This window comes from Novosphingobium clariflavum (assembly GCF_026420865.1).
GTDB lineage: Bacteria > Pseudomonadota > Alphaproteobacteria > Sphingomonadales > Sphingomonadaceae > Novosphingobium > Novosphingobium clariflavum.
On record NZ_JAPCWC010000002.1, the window covers coordinates 238,484 to 257,499 of the forward strand.

General features: G+C 67.2%; 18 protein-coding genes. 8 read left to right on the forward strand and 10 right to left on the reverse strand.

Annotation, left to right across the window (positions count from 1 at the left end; genetic code table 11):
* Nucleotides 1–19 precede the first annotated feature (19 nt).
* Nucleotides 20–337 (reverse strand): hypothetical protein, encoded by a 318-nt coding sequence (locus tag OKA11_RS03455; RefSeq protein ID WP_267218823.1) that lies wholly within the window; start codon nt 335–337, stop codon nt 20–22.
* 77 nt (nt 338–414) lie between these two features.
* Nucleotides 415–684: a hypothetical protein gene (locus OKA11_RS03460; protein WP_267218824.1), complete on the reverse strand. Its 270-nt coding sequence runs from the start codon at nt 682–684 to the stop codon at nt 415–417.
* On the opposite strand from OKA11_RS03460, the gene OKA11_RS03465 reads away from it, so the two are divergent.
* The 5 genes from OKA11_RS03465 to OKA11_RS03485 are packed head-to-tail and all read left to right on the forward strand — an operon-like array spanning nt 668 to nt 6,343.
* The gene (locus OKA11_RS03465) at nt 668–1,897 is read left to right on the forward strand and encodes a CaiB/BaiF CoA transferase family protein (RefSeq protein WP_267218825.1); all 1,230 of its coding nucleotides are present in this window, start codon (nt 668–670) and stop codon (nt 1,895–1,897) included. The genes OKA11_RS03460 and OKA11_RS03465 overlap by 17 nt on opposite strands.
* A 39-nt stretch (nt 1,898–1,936) precedes the next feature.
* Nucleotides 1,937–2,227 carry a hypothetical protein gene (locus OKA11_RS03470; RefSeq protein ID WP_267218826.1) on the forward strand — a complete coding sequence of 97 codons (291 nt, stop codon included), beginning with the start codon at nt 1,937–1,939 and terminating at the stop codon, nt 2,225–2,227.
* Between the two features lie 6 nt (nt 2,228–2,233).
* Complete coding sequence (locus OKA11_RS03475) at nt 2,234–3,733, forward strand: class I adenylate-forming enzyme family protein (RefSeq protein ID WP_267218827.1); 1,500 nt, start codon at nt 2,234–2,236, stop codon at nt 3,731–3,733.
* The gene (locus tag OKA11_RS03480) at nt 3,723–4,922 is read left to right on the forward strand and encodes a CoA transferase (protein WP_267218828.1); all 1,200 of its coding nucleotides are present in this window, start codon (nt 3,723–3,725) and stop codon (nt 4,920–4,922) included. The genes OKA11_RS03475 and OKA11_RS03480 overlap by 11 nt, the downstream gene beginning before the upstream one ends.
* Nucleotides 4,916–6,343, forward strand: a complete 1,428-nt coding sequence (locus OKA11_RS03485; RefSeq protein ID WP_267218829.1) for an amidohydrolase family protein — start codon at nt 4,916–4,918, stop codon at nt 6,341–6,343. The genes OKA11_RS03480 and OKA11_RS03485 overlap by 7 nt, the downstream gene beginning before the upstream one ends.
* Here the strand turns inward: OKA11_RS03485 and OKA11_RS03490 are convergent.
* Entirely contained in the window at nt 6,269–7,225 is a 957-nt protein-coding gene (locus OKA11_RS03490) for an enoyl-CoA hydratase/isomerase family protein (protein ID WP_267218830.1), read from the reverse strand. The genes OKA11_RS03485 and OKA11_RS03490 overlap by 75 nt on opposite strands.
* A 318-nt stretch (nt 7,226–7,543) precedes the next feature.
* On the opposite strand from OKA11_RS03490, the gene OKA11_RS03495 reads away from it, so the two are divergent.
* The gene (locus OKA11_RS03495; RefSeq protein WP_267218831.1) at nt 7,544–8,347 is read left to right on the forward strand and encodes a helix-turn-helix domain-containing protein; all 804 of its coding nucleotides are present in this window, start codon (nt 7,544–7,546) and stop codon (nt 8,345–8,347) included.
* A gap of 71 nt (nt 8,348–8,418) precedes the next feature.
* On the opposite strand, the gene OKA11_RS03500 is transcribed toward OKA11_RS03495, so the two are convergent.
* Nucleotides 8,419–9,759 (reverse strand): amidohydrolase family protein, encoded by a 1,341-nt coding sequence (locus OKA11_RS03500; RefSeq protein WP_267218832.1) that lies wholly within the window; start codon nt 9,757–9,759, stop codon nt 8,419–8,421.
* Between the two features lie 217 nt (nt 9,760–9,976).
* Here OKA11_RS03500 and OKA11_RS03505 point away from each other — a divergent pair, with 217 nt between their 5' ends.
* Both OKA11_RS03505 and OKA11_RS03510 read left to right on the forward strand, forming a co-directional pair.
* Nucleotides 9,977–12,187, forward strand: a complete 2,211-nt coding sequence (locus OKA11_RS03505) for an acyl-CoA dehydrogenase family protein (RefSeq protein WP_267218833.1) — start codon at nt 9,977–9,979, stop codon at nt 12,185–12,187.
* A 13-nt stretch (nt 12,188–12,200) separates the two neighbouring features.
* Nucleotides 12,201–13,019, forward strand: a complete 819-nt coding sequence (locus tag OKA11_RS03510) for an enoyl-CoA hydratase/isomerase family protein (RefSeq protein WP_267218834.1) — start codon at nt 12,201–12,203, stop codon at nt 13,017–13,019.
* Nucleotides 13,020–13,073: 54 nt separating this feature from the next.
* On the opposite strand, the gene OKA11_RS03515 is transcribed toward OKA11_RS03510, so the two are convergent.
* The 6 genes from OKA11_RS03515 to OKA11_RS03540 form a co-directional block, all read right to left on the reverse strand.
* A complete protein-coding gene (locus OKA11_RS03515; protein WP_267218835.1) occupies nt 13,074–13,904 on the reverse strand; it encodes a TetR/AcrR family transcriptional regulator in 831 nt (276 codons plus the stop codon).
* A complete protein-coding gene (locus OKA11_RS03520) occupies nt 13,846–15,327 on the reverse strand; it encodes an aldehyde dehydrogenase family protein (RefSeq protein WP_267219002.1) in 1,482 nt (493 codons plus the stop codon). Before OKA11_RS03520 ends, OKA11_RS03515 begins: the two co-directional genes overlap by 59 nt.
* 47 nt (nt 15,328–15,374) lie before the next feature.
* A complete protein-coding gene (locus OKA11_RS03525) occupies nt 15,375–16,112 on the reverse strand; it encodes an SDR family oxidoreductase (RefSeq protein ID WP_267218836.1) in 738 nt (245 codons plus the stop codon).
* Nucleotides 16,113–16,253: 141 nt separating this feature from the next.
* Nucleotides 16,254–16,700, reverse strand: a complete 447-nt coding sequence (locus OKA11_RS03530) for a MarR family winged helix-turn-helix transcriptional regulator (protein ID WP_267218837.1) — start codon at nt 16,698–16,700, stop codon at nt 16,254–16,256.
* Between the two features lie 97 nt (nt 16,701–16,797).
* The gene (locus tag OKA11_RS03535; RefSeq protein ID WP_267218838.1) at nt 16,798–17,214 is read right to left on the reverse strand and encodes a nuclear transport factor 2 family protein; all 417 of its coding nucleotides are present in this window, start codon (nt 17,212–17,214) and stop codon (nt 16,798–16,800) included.
* Nucleotides 17,215–17,226: 12 nt separating this feature from the next.
* Nucleotides 17,227–18,927: a class I adenylate-forming enzyme family protein gene (locus OKA11_RS03540; protein WP_267218839.1), complete on the reverse strand. Its 1,701-nt coding sequence runs from the start codon at nt 18,925–18,927 to the stop codon at nt 17,227–17,229.
* Nucleotides 18,928–19,016 lie beyond the last annotated feature (89 nt).

The following is a 19,016-nucleotide window of genomic DNA, read 5'->3' on the forward strand; positions in this document are numbered from 1 at the left end:
TCCGTAGCGGACCGAAGGCTCACTTCGCCGAGGCGAGGTCCTTCTTGCTCAGCGAAGTGGTGATCTTGCCCTGCGCATCGGTCAGGCTGTTGGCCGGAACGGTGATCAGGCGGCCGTTGAGGATCACCTGCGGGTTGCCGTCGGCGGCGACGCGGTAGATCGGGGCGATGCGGGTGCCGTTGGCGGCATAGAGCATCTTGCCGGCGCTAAGGTCGACAGGAGCGGCCGCTTCCTCGGTGACGGCGCGAACCGACTGGGTGGTTTCGGCGAAGGCCGCCGGAACGACAGCGAACGAGGCCAGCGAAGCGACGGCGGCAAGGGCAACGAACTTCTTCATGGGTAACTCTCCGAGTGCTTGAAACGGGTCCATCCCCGTTATTTACTCACCTAGGTTAGTAATTACCTGCCTAGGTGTCAATTGCGATTGCCGCAACTGCTAAGCCATTTTTCGCAACCATCGCTCCCGCGCCGTTTCATGGGTTCGTCCTTCTGCCGCACTGCAACATGCAACAGATCGCACCAGCGAATCCGGCCGATGATCGTCGCCGCGATGGCGGTGGTGTTGCTCCCGATGACCTTTGCGCGCACATCGATGGCAAGCGGTGCGAGCGGCTCAAAAGCGCCGGTTCGCGCCGGAACCGAGAAGACAAGAAACAGGGACTGTCTGATGCCGACAAAGGTCATGCAGGGCGTGCGCGTCCTCGAAGTGGCGCAGTTCACGTTCACCCCCGCGGCCGGTGCGATCCTGGCCGACTGGGGCGCGGACGTCATCAAGATCGAACACCCCGTGCGCGGCGACACCCAGCGCGGCTTCCTCAACATGGGCGGCGTCAAGCTCGACCCGCTGCGCCACACCTTGTTCGAGCACCCCAACCGCGGCAAGCGCAGCGTCGGCATCGACCTGTCCACCACCGAAGGCCAGGAACTGCTCTACGAACTGGCAAAGCAGTGCGACGTGTTTCTCACCAATTACCTGCCGCAGGTACGCCAGAAGAACCGCTTCGACGTCGAGCACATCCGCGCCGCCAATCCACGGATCATCTATGCGCGCGGCAGCGCCTGGGGCGACAAGGGACCGGAGCGGGAAAAGGGCGGGTTCGACGGCACCGCGTTCTGGTCGCGCAGCGGCATTGCCGACTGCATGACCCCGCCGGAACTGCCCGGCCCGCTGTCGCAAGGGATGCCCGCGTTCGGCGATTCCATCGGCGGCATGTTCATCGCCGGCGGCATTTCCGCAGCCCTCTTCCACCGCGAGAAGACCGGCGAGGCCGCCGAGCTTGACGTCTCGCTGATGAGCACGGCCGCCTGGGCCTCGGGCGCGAACATCGCGCAAGTGCTGGAAACCGGCGTCGTCTCGCGCAACTCCATGCCGACCTCGGGCGGCAGCGCCAAGAACCCGTTCATGGGCAACTTCTGGACGGCCGACAAGCGCACCATCAACTTCTGCATGGTGAGCCCGACCGGCCTGATCCGCGACACTTTCGAGCATGTCGGACGCCCCGAGGCGGCCGACGATCCGCGCTTTGCCGATGTGCTCAGCCTGATCGAGAACGCCGAGGCCGCCAGCGCCATCCTGGTCGAGGCCTTCGCCCAGAAGCCCTTCGCCTACTGGCGCGAACACCTCAAGACCATGAAGGGCCAGTGGGCGCCGATCCTCACCCTGCTCGAACTGGCCGAGGACGAGCAGGCCATCGCCAACGACACCGTGGTCGAAGTCGAGGCCGCCGATGGCGGCGCGCCGCTCAAGCTGGTGCGCGGTCCGGTGCAGTTCAACGGCGAGGCTCTGGAAACCACGCGTTCGCCGCAGGCATCGGAACACACCGAGATCGTGCTCATGGAAATGGGCGTCGATTGGGACCGGATCGAGGACCTCAAGGCCAAGGGCGCGATCGCCTGATCAGCCGCCCGCACGACATACCAAGCAAGGACCCAAGACATGAAGCCTGGAACCCGTCTCAAGAGCGCTGCCTGCGACACCGAAGTCATGGTGATCCGCAGCGCCGACGGCACGATCGAATGCGGCGGCGCGCCGATGGGCGAGGCCAAGCCCGCCGACGCCGCACCGCTCTCCGCCGATTTCTCGGCCGGCACCCTGATGGGCAAGCGCTACGTCGACAGTGACGGCAAGTACGAACTGCTTTGCGTGAAGCCCGGCAAGGGCTCGCTTGCGGTCGACGGCGTCGCGCTGGTCGTCAAGGACGCCAAGCCCCTGCCCGCTTCGGACTGACCGCCCATGAACATCGCGCTTCTTCTGGAAATGGCGGCGGAGACCGCGCCGGACCGCGTCGCGCTCGTCTGCGACGGACGGCGCTGGACGTATGGCGACCTCATCGCTGCCGCGCGCGGCGCGTTCGAACTGATCCGCCAGAGCAAGGCTGACTATGTGGCGCTGCTCGACGAGAGCAGCGAAGCGGCGGTGATCGCGGTGTTCGGGGCCGCGCTGGCCGGCGTGCCCTATTGCCCGCTCAACTACCGCCTGCCCGATGCCGATCTCGCCGCCCTGCTCGGCCGCGTCGCCCCGGCTCTGGTGATCGGCGATGAGGAGCGCATCCTGCGCGTCGCCGCCGATCAGGGCCATACGGTGTTCTCGCGCGAAGAATTCGTGCTCAAGGCGCAGGAAACCGTACCCGCCGACGAAGCGCGCGAATACGATCCGGGAGAAGGCATCGCGATCCAGCTCTTCACCAGCGGCACCACCGCCGCTCCGAAGGCCGCGATCCTGCGTCATTCCAACCTGCTCGGCTATATCCTGGGCACCGTCGAGTTCGGTTCGGCGGACGAGGCCGACGCCGCGCTCGTGGTGGTGCCGCCCTATCATATCGCGGGGATCTCGGCGCTGCTCTCCTCGATCTATGCGCTGCGCAAGATCGTGATGCTGCCGGCATTCTCGCCCGAGGGCTGGCTATCGCTGGTCGCGGCGGAAACCGTCACCAACGCCTTCGTCGTGCCCACCATGCTCGCGCGGATCATCGATGCGATGGAGAAAGGCGCGAGCGGCGACGTTTCCTCGCTGCGCGCCATCGCCTATGGTGGCGGCAAGATGCCGATCGAAGTGATCCAGAAGGCGCTCGCGCGTTTCCCCGAGGCGGGCTTCACCAATGCCTATGGCCTGACCGAAACCAGTTCGACGATCGCCCTGCTCGGCCCCGAGGACCACCGCGAGGCGCTGGCGTCGCCCGACCCGCAAGTCCGCGCCCGCCTCACCTCGCTCGGCAAGCCGATCCCGACAGTGGAGATCGAGATCCGCGGCGAGAACGGCGAAGTGCTCGGCCCCGGAGAACCCGGCGAAATCTATGTGCGCGGCGAGCAGGTCTCGGGCGAATACAAGGAAAAGAGCGCGCTCGACGCCGAGGGCTGGTTCCCCACCCGCGATGCCGGTTTCATCGACGAGCATGGCTACCTGTTCCTTTCCGGGCGCGCGGACGACGTGATCGTGCGCGGCGGCGAGAACATGTCGCCGGGCGAGATCGAGGACGTCCTGCTGACCCACCCGGCCATCGCCGATGCCTGTGCCTGCGCGATCCCCTCGGTGGAATGGGGCGAGACCGTGGGCGTTGCGCTCGTCACCCGCGAAGGCCACGCCTCGCCCTGTGCAACCGAGCTGAAGGACCTTGTCCGCGCCCGCCTGCGATCCTCGCGGGTGCCGGAGAAGGTCGTCTTCGTCGCCGAGCTGCCCTACAACGAGATGGGCAAATTGCTGCGCCGCAAGGTCAAGGAAGTCCTTGCCGACTGAGGGTTCAGCGTGCGGCCCGGCGATCCCGCTGGCGCGCTGGGCCGACCGGCAACTGGATGCGCTCGCCCGCGATTTCGGCCTGCCCCGCCTTTCCGGCTCGACCCTGCTGGGCGAGCGGGCAGCGCATGGGGGCTATCGCATCGCCGGGAAGGTCTCCGCAGGGCTTGGCGGCAGCCGCCTGATGCCCACACGCGATGGCAACTGGTTCGCCCTCACGCTGATCCGCGAGGTCGACCGCGAACTCCTGCCCGCACTGTTCGGCGATGCCGATCTCGACGTGCGGGACCCTGCCGCGATTGCTGCGGCCGTGCTGCGCAGCGACGGCGCGGCGCTGCTCGAAACCGGACGGCTGCTGGGGCTGCCGGTAGCCCTGCTCGACGAACAGCCGGTCTCGCCGGCCATCGACGTGATCGCGCGCGGTCCCCGCCGCGACCGCGCCCCCGGCCATCGCCCCCTGGTGATCGACATGTCCGCCATCTGGGCCGGGCCGCTCGCCGGGCACCTGCTCTGGCAGGCGGGAATGGAGGTGGTGAAAGTCGAAAGCCGCAGCCGCCCCGACCTCATCCGCCGTGACGATCCGGCAACGTTCGATCTCATCAACCAAGGCAAGGCGAGCGTGCTGGTCGACTTTGCCAGCGATGCCGAAAAGGCCCGGCTGGTCACCCTCATCCGCCGCGCCGACGTCGTGATCGAGAGTGCGCGCCCGCGCGCCCTGCGGCAGCTCGGGATCGACGCGCAGAGGCTGGTGGGCGAAGTGCCGGGGCTGGTGTGGCTGTCCGTCACCGGCCATGGCGCCAGCGGGGAAGCGGCGGACTGGGTGGGCATCGGCAATGACTGCGGCGTTGCCGGGGGCCTCTCCCGCGCGCTGGCACAGGCCTGCGGGACGCCCGGCTACGTCGGCGACGCGATCGCCGACCCGCTCACCGGGATCATCGGCGCGCGCGCGGTGCTGCAAGCCTTGCGCCGAGGGGAGGCGCAGCGCATCGGCCTGTCGATGAGCGCGATAGCCGCCATGGCACTGGACGAGGAACGCGCCTTTGACGCGCCGCGGCTCGAAGCGGAACTGCGCGCCTGGGGCACGGCGCCCGGACGCCCGTTCCCGGCGCTGCGCCGCCGCGCCCTGCACGCCCCCGTACGCCCGCTCGGCGCGGACACCGCAGCCTGTCTGCCCGAGCGTGCGCCATGCTGATCCGCGATGCCCATATCCACCGGCACGGCATCGGCGATTTGCGCATCGACGGCGGTATCGTCGCCGCGGTCGGCCAGCTCATCCCGCGCCCGGGCGAAGCGGTTGTCGAGGCGCGCGGCGGTGCCTTGCTGCCCGGCCTGCACGATCATCACATCCACCTCTCGGCGCTCGCGGTGCGTGCGGCCTCGGTCGATTGCGGCCCGCCCGCGATCCGGGACCGCGATGACCTCGCCCGCGCCCTCTCGCATCCCGGCACCGGCTGGCTTCGCGGTTTCGGGCTCTGCGAAAGTGTGCTGGACGGCGAATTGCCCGACGCAGCGGCGCTCGATCGCATCGTGCCGGATCGCCCTGTCCGCTTGCAACATCGCACTGGCCGCATGTGGCTGCTGAACAGCGCCGCGCTGGACGCATTGCTGGCGTCAAGCACCGCGCCGCCCGGGCTCGAGCGTATCGGCGGCCGTTTCACCGGCCGCCTCTTCGACGAGGATGCCTGGCTTCAGGACGCGCTGGCCGCCGCGCCGCCGGGCCTCGCGGCGATCAGCCGCGATCTCGCGCGTTTCGGGCTCACCGGCGTCACCGATATGTCCCCCCGCAACGACCCGGTGATCGCCCGCCATTTTGCCCGCGAAATCAGCGCCGGACAGCTTGCGCAGAGGCTCGTTGTGGCGGGCGCGCTGTCGCTGGCGGATGCGCCCTGCAACGGCGGGCAGCTGGGGCCTGCAAAGCTCCACCTGCACGAAGCCGCATTGCCCGACTTCGACGCGGCATCGGCCTGGGTCGCCCAGGCCCATGCCCAGGGACGCGGCGTTGCCGTGCACTGCGTGACCGAAGTGGAACTGGTCTTCACGCTGGCACTGTTCGAAACCGCGGGAGCCCGGCGGGGCGACCGGATCGAACATGCCTCGATCGTTCCCGCCGACCTTGCCGCGCGCATGGCCGCGCTGGACCTGCACGCCTGCGTGCAGCCGCACTTCGTTCACCAGAACGGCGATCGCTACTTGCGCGACGTCGAGCCGCATCACCACCAGAACCTCTACCGGCTGGCCTCGCTGCGCCGGGCTGGCATCCCCCTCGCTGGAGGCAGCGACGCGCCTTACGGCAGCGGCGATCCCTGGCAGGCGATCCGCGCCGCCGTGCTGCGCAGCACGCGTGCGGGAACGCCCTTCACCCCGGACGAGGCGCTCTCTCCCGAGGACGCGCTGGCGCTCTACCTCGCGGATCCGCTGGACCTTTCCCGCCAGCGACAGGTCGCCGTGGGCGAAGCCGCCGACCTGTGCCTGCTCACCCGCCCCTGGCACGAGGCCCGCGAGCGGCTGAGCAGCGCGGACGTCCGCCTCACGCTCGTGTCAGGCCGGATCGTCCACCAGAACGTCGACGAGCCCCCATTCGAGCGCCTCGCGCGCTGCCAAGCGCCGGCCTGACAGGATCATCAGCAAGGCGCGCTGCCGCCCGATCCGGCGGCTGAGCGAGACGCAGCCGCCCGCCCCGGGAAGAATGCCCATCGCCAGTTCGGGAAGCTGGAACCACGAACGCCGCGTCGCCGCGACATGGGCCGCAAATGCCGCGATCTCCAGCCCCGCGCCGATGCAGGCCCCGTCGATCCGGACTTCGAAACGGTCGCGGCAGCGGGCCGCCTCCCTGGCCGGAAGGGTCAGCCCGCGAAGGCGATGGGCCTCGGCAGGATCGCGGGTCGTTCCGAACTCGCCAAGATCCGCGCCAAGACAGAAGGCCTTGCCATTGCCCCGCAGCACGATGCGGGAAATGCTGCTGTCGATGCCCGCCAGCACGAATGCCTCGCGCAGCTCGTCGCGCATGGTGCGGTCGATGGCATTGCCCGCTGCGGGACGATCCAGCGTCACCGTCATCACGTCGCCGCTGCGCGCCAGCACAACCCGTCCCGCCGCGGCCGGACTGTCCGGGGCGGCCCGCGCGCCGATCCAGCGGCGATGCGCCTCGCTGCCCTGCAAGGTCGCATAGGCAAGCGATTCCGCCGTCAGCCCGTCATCGATCGAAAGCGATGGGAGAAGCCGCAGCAACTGGGCGACGACGGCCGCAGCGTGCGGCTGGGCCGAGGCAGCCTCCACCAGCCGCGCCGCATCGACGCGCAGTTCGAGACAGGCATCGAGCCGCGATGCCAGCGGATGCGTGCCTGCGCCGATCCCGATCACCGGGCATGGCGGCAGGAGCATGTCCGGCAGATCCCCGGCTTCGTGCGACAGATCCACAAAAGCGATCGGCGCGCCGGACCGGACTGCCGAATCGTACAGCCCGGCTCCGGCGAATGTCAGCCCCTCCACCTGCATCCCCGAACTTTTCCCTCCCGCACAAATACCTGGTCGTACCGGAGCATGACGCGCATTGCGCTTCATGACCAGCCTGCCCCGCCGCAAACACGGCCCGGCGCTGCGCCGATCGCCGGAAACCGCCGGAACCTGCGGGATTTCGCGATATTTCGAGAGAGCGCCCCTGCGCGCAACTTATCGTCCGCGCGAAGCCCCTTGCAGCCTTCCAAAAGCAATGATAACCAAGCTTAGCAAAAAACGAGTCAGACTCAGTTTTATGGGATCCGACTCGGGAGAGAAGTGAGTTCATCACACCACACTTGAGGGAGGAGAGACCTCATGCCTGGAAAGACCACGTCATCGAACAAGGCCAAGATCGCACGCCGCGTGATCGAAGTGCTGGAATATTTCGACGATGCCCACCGTGAAGCCACCGTCATGGACATCGTGCGCCGCTACAATCGCCCGCAGTCGAGCACGTCGGAACTGCTCTCCAGCCTTGTCGAGCTCGGCCTGCTTCACAAGGACCCCTACTCGCGCGCCTACAGCCTGACGCCGCGCGCCGCGCTGATCGGCACCTCGGGCCAGCCCGAACTGGTGCGTGACGGGCGCATCGTGCGCCTGATGGACCGCCTGGTCGCCCAGACCGGCCTTTCGGTCGCGCTCCATGCCATGGTCGGGCTCGACGTCCAGATCGTCAACTGGCGCCACGGCCCGCGCGCCCTTGCCGCCACGCGGGAGCTTTCGGGCGGCATCAAGGAACCGCTGGCCCAGAACGCCGCCGGCCTGCTGATGCTCTCGACCGTTGCCCGCCAGCGCTGCGAAGGCATGGTGCGCCGCCTCAATGCCGAAGCCAGCGAAATCAACAAGTTCGCCTTTGCCGACATGATGGCCCGCATCGATAGCTGCCGCGATCCGCGTTACGTGTTCGGCCCGGCGGGCTTCGGCAGCGGCGCGGAATCGCTCTGCGGCCTTGTCCCCCGCCAGCCGGATGGCCACCCGCTCGTCATCAGCCTGATCTACGGCAAGGACGACAAGGTGAACCCGGAAGCCCTGCTCCAGTCGCTCAGCGACGCGATGCGCAAGTGCCTGCCGGATCCCGTCGTGCTTGTCGAACCGGAACAACTGCCCCACGCAGCCTGACCGGGCACAGCCACCAGAAAAGAGGCCCCGCGAGCACGCTCGCGGGGCCTTTGCCTTTTTACCGGCGGCGATCAGGCCTCCTGCTGCTGCATGCGCCCGGTGCGGTCGGTATCTTCGTGGCGGATGAACATCTTCATGATGTCGCCCGAAGTGACCGGCCGGGTATCGCCTTCCGCCACCGGCCGTTCGCCGGCGGAAGACCTGGCGCTGGTGTCGACACCCGCCGCCTTCGCCCGCTGCCGCAGCGCGCCGACGGTCAGTTCGGCGCGGGACTGGTGCTGGAAGGGATCGAACCGGAACCAGCGCATCGCATTCCTGTGCGTGATCTTGTCGATCTGCGCTTCGGTCAGGTGCCTGATCGAAGGCCAGAGATGCTCGGGCACTTCCGGCCAGAGCGTATCGGAATGCGGATAGTCGCATTCGTAGGCGATGTTGTCCTCGCCGATGAACTGGATGTTCTGGAGACCGAAGGCATCGTCGATGAAGCAGTTGAGGAAATGCCGCCTGAACATCTCGCTGGGCTTCATTTCCTGGAAGCGCGAATTGGTCCAGGCCTTGTGCCGCCAGTTCGAGAAGTCCGCCCGTTCGGTAAAATAGGGCACCCAGCCGATCGAGCCTTCCGACAGCGCGATACGCATGTCCGGATACTGGTGCAGCGCCTCGAGCTGGAGCCAGTCCGAGGCGGCATAGGCGATCGACATCGGCATCGTCGAGATCCACGCCTCGATCGGCGTTTCCATCGAGGCATGGGGCGCCGGATTGCCGCCGCCGATGTGCAGGCAGATCGTCATGTCGAGATCGTTGATCGCCTTGTAGAACGGGTCCCAATAGGCGTTGTGGATGCTCGGCAGGCCCTGGCAGGTCGGGTTCTCGCTGATCGAGACGGTGTGGCAGCCCTTGGCGGAGACGCGTTTCAGCTCGGCGATGGTCGCGTCCATGTCCCAGGTCGGCAGGATCGCGCAGGGAATGAAGCGCCCCGGATAGGCGCCGCACCATTCGTCGATATGCCAGTCGTTGTAGGCGCTGACGTGGACTTTCGCGAGATCGCGGTCGGGCACGCGGTGGAGGCGCCCGCCGGCAAAGTCGAACACCGAGCCGAAGTTGAGCGAGGCGGCGATGCCGTTGACGTCCATGTCCTTGATACGCTCGTGCACGTCATAACAGCCGGCGCGCAGCTGATCGAGCGAGGTCGGCTCCATGCCGTATTCCTCGAAAGGACGGCCGACCACGGCGTTGAGCCCCACCGAAGGGAACTTCTGGCCCTGGTAGACCCACAAGTCCTTGCCGTTCTCGTCCTGGATCAGGCGGGGCGCGGATTCCAGCGCGGCGCCGGAAAGATGGTTCCGGAACAGGTCGGGCGGCTCGCTGATGTGATCATCGACGCTGATCAGCACCATGTCGTTCATTTCCATCTCGGCACTCCCATCCGTTGCCGGGCCGGACGGTCCCGGCGGGCGCATCGTTCGCGGCGCCTTGGACCGGGACGCTACGCCTCCCCTCTCCCGCCCACCAGCAGGGGCGCGGAGCTATCGCGCCCGCGATTGCGTGCCGGGGGCGATTGAACGGGGCGGCGAGGTATGATGTTGACGAGGAAACACGAAAACCAAGAACCCCCGGGGAAAGCCTGAAATGAACTTCGACCTCACCGACGAACAGGTCATGATGCGCGATACGTTCGCGCGCTTCCTCGACGAGAATTCGAGCATGGCACGCGTGCGCAAGGCGCAGGAAAGCGGCGGTTTCGACCACGCCCTGTGGACCGGCCTTGCCGAGCTCGGCGCCTTTGCCATGCGCGTTCCCGAAGAAGCCGACGGCATGGGCCTTGGCCTGTTCGATGCCGGCCTGCTGATGGAGGAAGCCGGTCGCACGCTCGCCTCCGGCCCGCTGGCCGAAGCGCTGGTGGCCACCCGCCTACTCGGCCTGCTGGGCGGTCAGGAAGACCTGCTGGCCGCGGCGCTCGGCGGCGAGGCCGTTGTCACGATCGCCATGCAGGACATCGCCGCGTTCCCCCGGCAATGGGTCGCGGGCGGCCTCGTGGCGGGCGCGGTCATCGCGCGCAGGGATAACGCGGTGGTGCTGGTCACGGTGCCCGCGGAAGCGCGGATCGCGGAGCCCACGCTTGCCACCACGGCTATTGCCGAACTTGATCTCGGTGCCTTGCCGGCAACCGTTCTGGCCAGCGGCGAAGACGCGCTGGCGCTCTTCGCTGCCGGGCGCGAGGAATGGAAGGTGCTGATGGCGCTGGCGCTGTCCGGCCTCAGCCGTGCGGCGCTGACGATGGCGGCGGACTATGCGGGGGAACGCAAGGCCTTCGGCGTGTTCATCGGCACGTTCCAGGCGCTCTCGCACCCGATGGCGGACCTGATCTGCGAGATCGATTCCGCCAAGTTCCTCGCCTGGCAGGCCATGCGCTCGATCGCCGATGGCGAGACGGCGGCAGGAGCCCAGGTTTCGCTTTCGGCATGGTACGCCGCCGGCGCCGCAGGCCGCACCGTGCGCCACGCGGTGCAGACCTTCGGCGGCATCGGCCTCACCACCGAGCATGACGTCCACCTCTATAACCTGCGCGCCAAGGCCTGGCCGCTGGTGGCGGGCGATCCCGAGGACTGGCTCGCCGAAGCCGGTCGCCGCCTCTACGCAGGCGAGCAGGCCAGCCTCCCGGATGTGGGCGACGTTCCGGTCGAGTTCGATCTCGGCGACGATGCGCGCGCGATCCAGCAGGAAATCCATGCATTCTTCGCCAGGAACGTCACCGACGAACAGCGCGAGAAGTTCCACTTCTCATGGGAAGGCCACAACCCGGTCATCCACAAACAGCTCGTCGAGGCGAACCTCGCCTATCTCCAGCTTCCCCAGGATGTCGGCGGGCGCGGGCTTGGCCCCTACGCGGTCACTGCGGCGCGCTCGGCCTTCGAGGAAGAGGGCTGGAGCAACCCGGTCGCCAACGTCGCCCAGATGGTGGCGCTCATCATGTACCGCTTCGGCAGCGAGGACCTGAAGCGCCACGTGCTGTCCAAGGTGATGGCGGGCGAGGCGATCTGCTCGCTCGGCTATTCGGAGCCGGGCTGCGGATCGGACGTCTTTGCCGCGCAGTGCAAGGCCACCCAGCTCGAGGACGGGTCGTGGCGGATCGACGGCACCAAGATGTGGACCAGCGGCGCCAACCTGACCGACTATGTGCTGATGCTCTGCCGCACCGACCCGGATGCGCCCAAGCACAAGGGGCTGACGATGTTCATCGTGCCGCTGAAGGCCGAAGGCGTCACCGTGCAGGGCGTCCACACCTTCATGGACGAGCGCACCAACATCACCTTCTACGACAACGTGCGCATCCCCGACACCTGGCGCCTGGGCGAGGTCAACGCGGGCGGGCGGACCATGGCGGCCAGCCTCGAACTCGAACACGGCGGCGGCTTTGCGAAAGTGCAGCGCGCGATGCTGGAGAACGCGGTGGAACTCTGCGAGGAAATCCCCGTGGCAGGCGGCGGCAGGCTGATCGAAACGGCCAAGGCGCAGGCGCGGCTGGCGCGCACTTACGCCAATGTGCTCGCCTCCGAACTGATCGCCTACCGCGCCAACTGGACGCAGGTCCACGGCAAGGGCAACGGTGCCTATGGCCCGATGGCGAAGATGTTCTCGTCCGAGCTGTTCATCACCGATTCCCGCGATCTGCTCGACCTGACGGCGCCCTACTCGCTGTCCAAGCGCAAGGGCGCGGCCAATGCACTCAACCTCGCCTATCGCCATGCCCACGGGACGACCATTTACGGCGGCACCAGCCAGGTGCACCGTTCGATGATCGCCGAAAAGGGCCTCGGCCTGCCGCGGTCCCGGAATTGAAGGGGGGGATACGATGACCGAAGAAGCACCGCACCTGCTCACGCAAGATGTCGACGGCATCCTGATCGCCACGCTCAACCGGCCCGACAAGCTCAACGCGATCAGCCGCCAGATGATGGACCTGCTGACCGAGGCGGTACTGCGCTTTCGCGAGACGCCCGAACTGAAGGTCATGCTGATCCGCTCGGCCGGGCGCTACTTCAGTTCCGGCGCGGACTTGCGAGGCGGCAACCAGAACATCGTCTCGCCCGTATCGACCGGCGGCAGCGCGCGCGGCATTCGCGAGAACCACCGGCTCAATCTCAACAACATGCAGCAGCTGTGGGACGAGATCGAGCATATCGAGAAGCCCTTCGTCGTCGCCCACCATGCCATGTGCGTGGGCGGCGGGCTGGAAATGAGCCTCTCGTGCGATTTCCGCCTTGCCGCCAGGAGCGCATCCTACGCCTTTCCCGAAGGGCTGTTCGGCGTGCTCCCCGCATCGGGCGGCGTCTCCCGCCTCACCCGCATCTGCGGGCCGCACTGGGCGCGCTGGCTGATCATGGCAAACAAGCCTGCCCCGGCGGACATGGCCCTGACCATGGGGCTGGTCCATCAGGTCTACGAGGACGAGACCTTCGAGGCGGACGTCATGGCGTTCTGCCGCCACCTTGCCAAACAGAATCCCGAGCAGATGGGTGCGGCCAAGGTCGCCATCGAACTCAGCGCCGAAGTGGGCCGCGACAGCGCCCGCCACATCGAGCGCATGGCCAACAGCGCGCTGATGCTCAACCCGGACTATATTCGCGGCATGGAAGAATATCTGAAGGGCGTGGGCGGCAAGAGGACGTAGGGGCCCACCCTGATCCCGCCCCCGCGCAGGCGGGGGCGGCATATCAGGCCGAACTCACCCCGCCACCCGCTCCCGCATGTCGCGGATCGCCAGTTCCATCAGCCGCGCGTTGACCTCCAGCAGGCTTTCCTCGCGCCGCCCCGGCAGCGTGCCGAGGATGCGGCGCAAGCGCCTGTCGGTCGCCAGCGTGATCGAGCGTTCGATCCCCGTCATCAGCGTCGTCGCCATCAGCACCGCCGTGTCACCCAGCGTCCCGCGCGGGTCCATCTGCGCCACGAACAGGCCGATCAGCGGCCGGGTCGAGTTCACGCGCTGGTGCATGATGCGCACGTCGAACTGATCCGCCAATGAGTTGCGCAAGTGCAGCAGGCCGGTGTGCTTGGCCCAGAACGCGTGATAGGCCCGCACGAAGTCCATGGCCCGCGCATTGAGGTCCGCGTCGGGCCAATGGTCGCGGGCCAGCACGAAATACTCGTCCTGCGCCGAGCCCATCACCGGCTCCAGCACCGCGAGCAGCAGTTCGGTGAAGTCAGTGAAGTAGTTGTAGATCGACGTCATGCCGATGCCGACCGTCCGGGCCACGGCCCCCAGCGTCACCGGCTCGTCGGTCTTCTCGACAAGCTCGATGGTGGCGGCAAGGATACGCTCACGCGTGACGCGCCCCTTGCGCCCCAGCTTCTGCCCGTGGAGGTTATGGCTGACCGCCGCCGAAGCGTCGGTGACCGCGGCGGCGAGATGCGGCGGGACAGCCGGGGATCCGGTGTCCTCGCCGCCGTTCTCTTCCGAAGTGTCGCTTCCCAGAACGGCCTCGTCCGAGCCGTCTGCGTCAGGCCGCGGCCTGGCCGACGGGCCAGGCGAGGATCTTGACGTCGGTGAACTCTTCAATGCCTTCCAGACCCCATTCACGTCCCATGCCGCTGGCCTTGTAGCCACCGAAGGGAATGTCGCCGGCGATGCACATGCCGTTGTTGACGCTCATCGAGCCGGTGCGCACGCGCTTGGCAATATTGATCGCCCGGTCGAGATCGCCCGAGCTGACACCGCCCGATAGGCCATAGGAGCTCTGGTTGGCAATGCGCACGGCATCCTCGTCGTCCTCGTAGGGGATGACGACCAGAACGGGGCCGAAGATCTCTTCCTGGGCGATGCGCATGTCGTTAGTAACGTCCACGAAGCAGGTCGGCTCCACGAAATAGCCGCCGCCCTTGTCGGGGCGGATGTTGCCGCCGGCAAGCAAGGTGGCGCCTTCCTGCTGGCCAAGGTCGATGTAGCTCTTCACGCGCTCCATCTGGCGCTTCGAGATCACCGGGCCCATGATGTGCGCCGGGTTCTCGATATCGCCCCAGTTGTCGCCGAAGTTGCCGTAAGCGCCCTTGAGGATGGCCTTGGCTTCCTCATAGCGGCTGCGCGGCACCAGCAGGCGCGACTGCACGGCGCAGCCCTGCCCGGCATGGAACACCAGCATCGCCATGCCCACTTCCATGGCGAAGTTCGGCGCGTCGTCGAGCACGATCTTGGCCGACTTGCCGCCGAGTTCGAGGAACACCCGCTTCAGCGTGGCCGCGCCCTGCTCCATGATGCGCTTGCCGACGCCGGTGGAGCCGGTGAACGAGATCAGGTCGACGCGCGGATCGGTGACCAGCATTTCGCCCGCCAGCGCCGGATCGGCGCCGAACACCACGTTGATGACGCCATCGGGGAAGCCGGCTTCTTTGGCCAGTTCGCCAAAGATCGCGCCCATCCCGGGCGTATCGGGTGCGGGCTTCAGGATGACCGTGCAGCCCGCGAGCAGTGCGGCAACGATCTTGCCGATGTTCACGTAGAGCGGCACGTTCCACGGCGTGATCGCGCCCACAACGCCGACGGGTTCACGCACACCGATGCGCTTGTGGACCATGCCGAAGGCCGGCTTCTCGCCGTAGTCCTTTTCCCATTCCAGCTTGTCGAACACGGCCATGTAGTCGTCCCAACCATCCAGCGCCATGCCGACATGGGCGCGGCTCACCGCGCCCTGCGCCGCGCCGGCCTCGTTGATGGCAAGCTCGCCAAGACGCGGACGGGCCGCTTCGAACAATTCGCGGTACTTCTTTACCAGTGCCACGCGCTTTTCGGTGTTGGTTGCCCAGTCGGTCTGGTCGAAAGCGCGGCGGGCGGCGGCGATGGCCGCGTTCACGTCATCGGCGGTAGCATCGGCGGCCTTGCCGATCGCCGCGCCGGTCCAGGGACTGATCACGTCGAAGGTGCCGCCGTCGCTGGCGCCCCGCAACTGGCCATCGATATAGAGCTGGGCGTCGGGAAGAGTGGTCATCGTGTGATCCTTGGCGGGAATGGCGTGTTGCAGGGTTTCGGTATCGCTCATGGGTGGCGCGCTCCCACCGAAACGTGGAGCACACGCACGTCGGGCGGCAGATCGATGACCGAGCGGAACACCCCGGTGACGTTCTCGGTCTGCGAGATAGGCCGCGCGCGCAGGTCGATGCCGTTGGCGGCGCAGCCCTGATGGAAACGCATCGCGGCATCGGGATTCCAGCCCGGCGCGGCCTTGCCCGCTTCGTACATCGGCCCGGCGCGCACGGTGGTGACGCGGATTCCGGCAGGCTCCAGTTCTTCCACCAGCGCTTCGGTGAAGCGCTCTAGGCCGGCCTTGGTGCACTGGTAGAGCGAGAGCATCACGAAAGGCACGGCGACGGATTCGCTGCCCACGTTGATGATCTGCCCGCCCTTTTCCATCATCGGGATGGCCGCGCGGCAGCAGTAGATCGGGCCATTGAGATTGGTGGCGATGATACCGTCGATCTGCGCGTCGCTTGCCTCGGCCACGGTGAACGGTTCGTAGACCGCGGCATTGTTGATCAGCACATCGATCTTCGGGTGCTTTTGCGCAATCGCGGCGAAGGCCTGGCGCACGGAATCGGCGCTGGCCACGTCGCACTCCACCGCCATGGCTGCCGGACCGATCTCGTCCGCCAGTTCCTGCACCTTGGACAGCGTGCGCCCCAGCAGGATCACGGTTTCCCCTTCACCGGCGAAACGCCTTGCCAGCGCGCGGCCGAGGCCCGCCCCGGCGCCAGTGATCACGATCGTCTTACCCACGCATCCTCCCGCTCTTACGGCTTTCGAGTGCCGGTGCTTTCCCGGCACGATTTCCCGAACTCTACCCCTTGCGCAAGGCGCCGCCTATCGCGGCCACGATGGTTGGGCGGGACCGTCCCGGCGATACCGCGCGGCACGCATTCACCCCTGCACGGCGCTGTCCGAAATCCGGTTGCGCGTCAGATTGGCGTGCATCGTCTCCAGCAATTCGAACAGATGCTGCTTGTCCGCATCCGGCATGCCTTCCAGCGCCAGATCGGCGGTCTCGTCCGCCAGGGGCTGCAGCTGTTCCAGCAATTCGCGGCCGCGCGGCGTCAGGTAGAGCCGCCAGGCGCGCCGGTCTGCCGGATCGGCCCTGCGTTCGACCAGCCCGCCGTCCTGCATCCGATCGATCATGCGCCCGGCGGTGATCGGCTCCACTTCCAGAATTTCGGCGAGGCCGCCCTGATGGATTCCTTCCATGCGGTGAAGCTCGCTGAGGACCTGCCATTGCGGCCGGGTCACGCCGATCGCCCGCGCCTGCTCATCGAAAGACCGGCGCATCAGGCGCGCCACGTGCGACAGGACGGTGCCGATCTTGCGTTCCATTGCCCGTTAAATACGTGGCTTGCTCAGGACTAGCGAATGAAATTGCTTGCCGCTGCGCAGCAAGCGCCCCGGCGCTGGCGCCTCAAGCCCTGGCGCCTCAAGTTCTGACCATGTCCACGATCAGGCGCGAGAGTGTCTGCCTGGCGATCTTCCAGCCATCGGCGGTACGCACGTAGGTCTCGTGATAATGGCCGTACCCGGTCAGCGCGAAGCTGTCCTTCACCACGCGGTCCTGCATGGCCCAGACCACGTCGGCGCCGTCGCCGTGAAAGGTGATTTCGGGCGAGTGGACCTGATGCGCGGTCCTGGCATCGGCGAGCGAGTGGCGCACCATCGCGACAAAGGCATCGCGCCCCTGCTCCAGCGTGCCCCCGGCGGGGCGCGTGTCGATCTCGCAATCCTCGGTGAACAGCGCCGCCCAGCCGTCCCAGTCCTTGGAATCGAGCAGGCGGCAATAGCGCGCCTTGAGATTGCAGATCTCCAGCCAGTCCTCGAAACCCGGCATCTGTGTCATGCTGTTCGCCCCTCAACCCGGCGTGGTTTCCGCTTCCAGCCGCTCGGCGGCCAGCTTGCGCAGGTCCGCGGTCTTGATCTTGGCACTGCCGGTGGTCTTGAGGTCGCCCTCGGCCACGAACAGCACCTTGCGCGGCACTTTGTAGCTGGCGAGCTTTTCCCTGGCGAAATCGCGGATCGATCCGGCATCGGGGCGCGCGCCCTCGACCGGGACGATGCAGGAGACCACCAGTTCGCCCAGCAGATCGTCCGGCACGCCCACGGTCTGCACCATCTTCACTTCGGGATGGGCACGGATCACATCGTCGATCTCCAGCGGAGAGACGTTGGCGCCGCCGGTCTTGATGATGTCGTTGAGGCGCCCTTCCCAGAACAGGCGACCGGCTGCGTCGAGATAACCGCCATCCGCCGTGCGCAGGAAGCCATCCTCGTCGAGTGTCTCGTCGAGCGGCACGCCGAGATAGCCGAGCATCAGCGTCGGCCCCTTGACGGCGATCTCGCCGCGTTCGCCCAGCGGCATCGTTGCGCCGGTCATGGGATCGACGATCTTGATCGTGGCGCCGGCAGTGGGCAGCCCGTGCGACTTGCCCGCCACCTCCTCGCTGGTGCCCGCCGGGAAGACGGAGATCAGCGTGAAGGTCTCGGTATTGCCGAAGGCCTGCGCCGGTTCGCGCCAGGTCGTCGAAATCGTGGGATGCTGGGCGCAAGGCGTCAGCGCATCGAGATGGACCATCGACGACAGGTCGACGGTCTCGTAATTGGGCGCGGCCATCAGCTGGGCCCACTGGTGCGGCCAGGCGAGGATCATCGTCGCCCGCTCCGCCTCCATCAGCGCCAGCGCCTCCCCGGCATCGAACCAGCGCTGGAGCACCAGCGAACCGCCCGAACCGAGCGTGCCGCCCAGCGCCATCGCGAAGTTGCCCGACCAGAAGAAACCGTTGGCCGACCAGGTGCGCGGCGGCTCCTGAACCGCGTACCACTGCGGCCAGCGCCAGAGTTGCAGGCAGACGCCGCGATGGGCCGAAAGGATGCCCTTGGCCTTGCCGGTGGAACCCGAGGAAAAGAACAGCACGCCGGGATCGCTCGGCTGGACCGTGGCGGCCGCCGCTTCGACCAGTGCCGGATCGACGCTCTCGCCGCGCGCGAGGAACGTTTGCCAGCCCTCGATCGCGCCGAGGCCTTCATCGCTGTCGATCACGGCGAGGTGGCGCAGGAACGGGAACGTGGTGGAGGCGACTTCGCCGGGCCTGGCCGAGCCGATCTGCGGTTCGAGATCGACGAGGGTCTGCGCGAAGTCCTTCTTGAGCACCTGCCGTTCAAGCAGCAGCACCGAACAGCCGCCCATCTGCAGCACGGTTTCCAGTTCCGCAGGGGTGGAGAAGGTACTCACCGTCATCGCCACGCCGCCCGCCAGCGCGGTGCCGAACACGCTGGAGAGGAATTCCAGCCGGTTGGTCGCCAGCACCCCGACACGGGTGCCCTTGCCGACCCCGCAGGCGACGAGCGCGCGGGCGACTTCCATCGAGCGCGCCCAGAGGTCGTCGTAGGTCCAGCGCTCCACCCGGCCATCGAGATGGATCACCGCAGCCTCCGCCGGACCGTGGCGCTGCGTGACCTCGCGGAGGAACCCGCCCAGCGTCAGCGGGCCGATGCCCTGCTCTTCCGCCAGCGGAATTCCGCGCGCAATGGACAGACCCTGCGTGACTTCGACCATGCCTTCCTCGCCATCCTTGCAGGGCCGTGCGCCCTTTCTCCCAACGATGCTCTGGCGCGGCGGGCGCCCCCCTCAAACCGCCCGCCGCG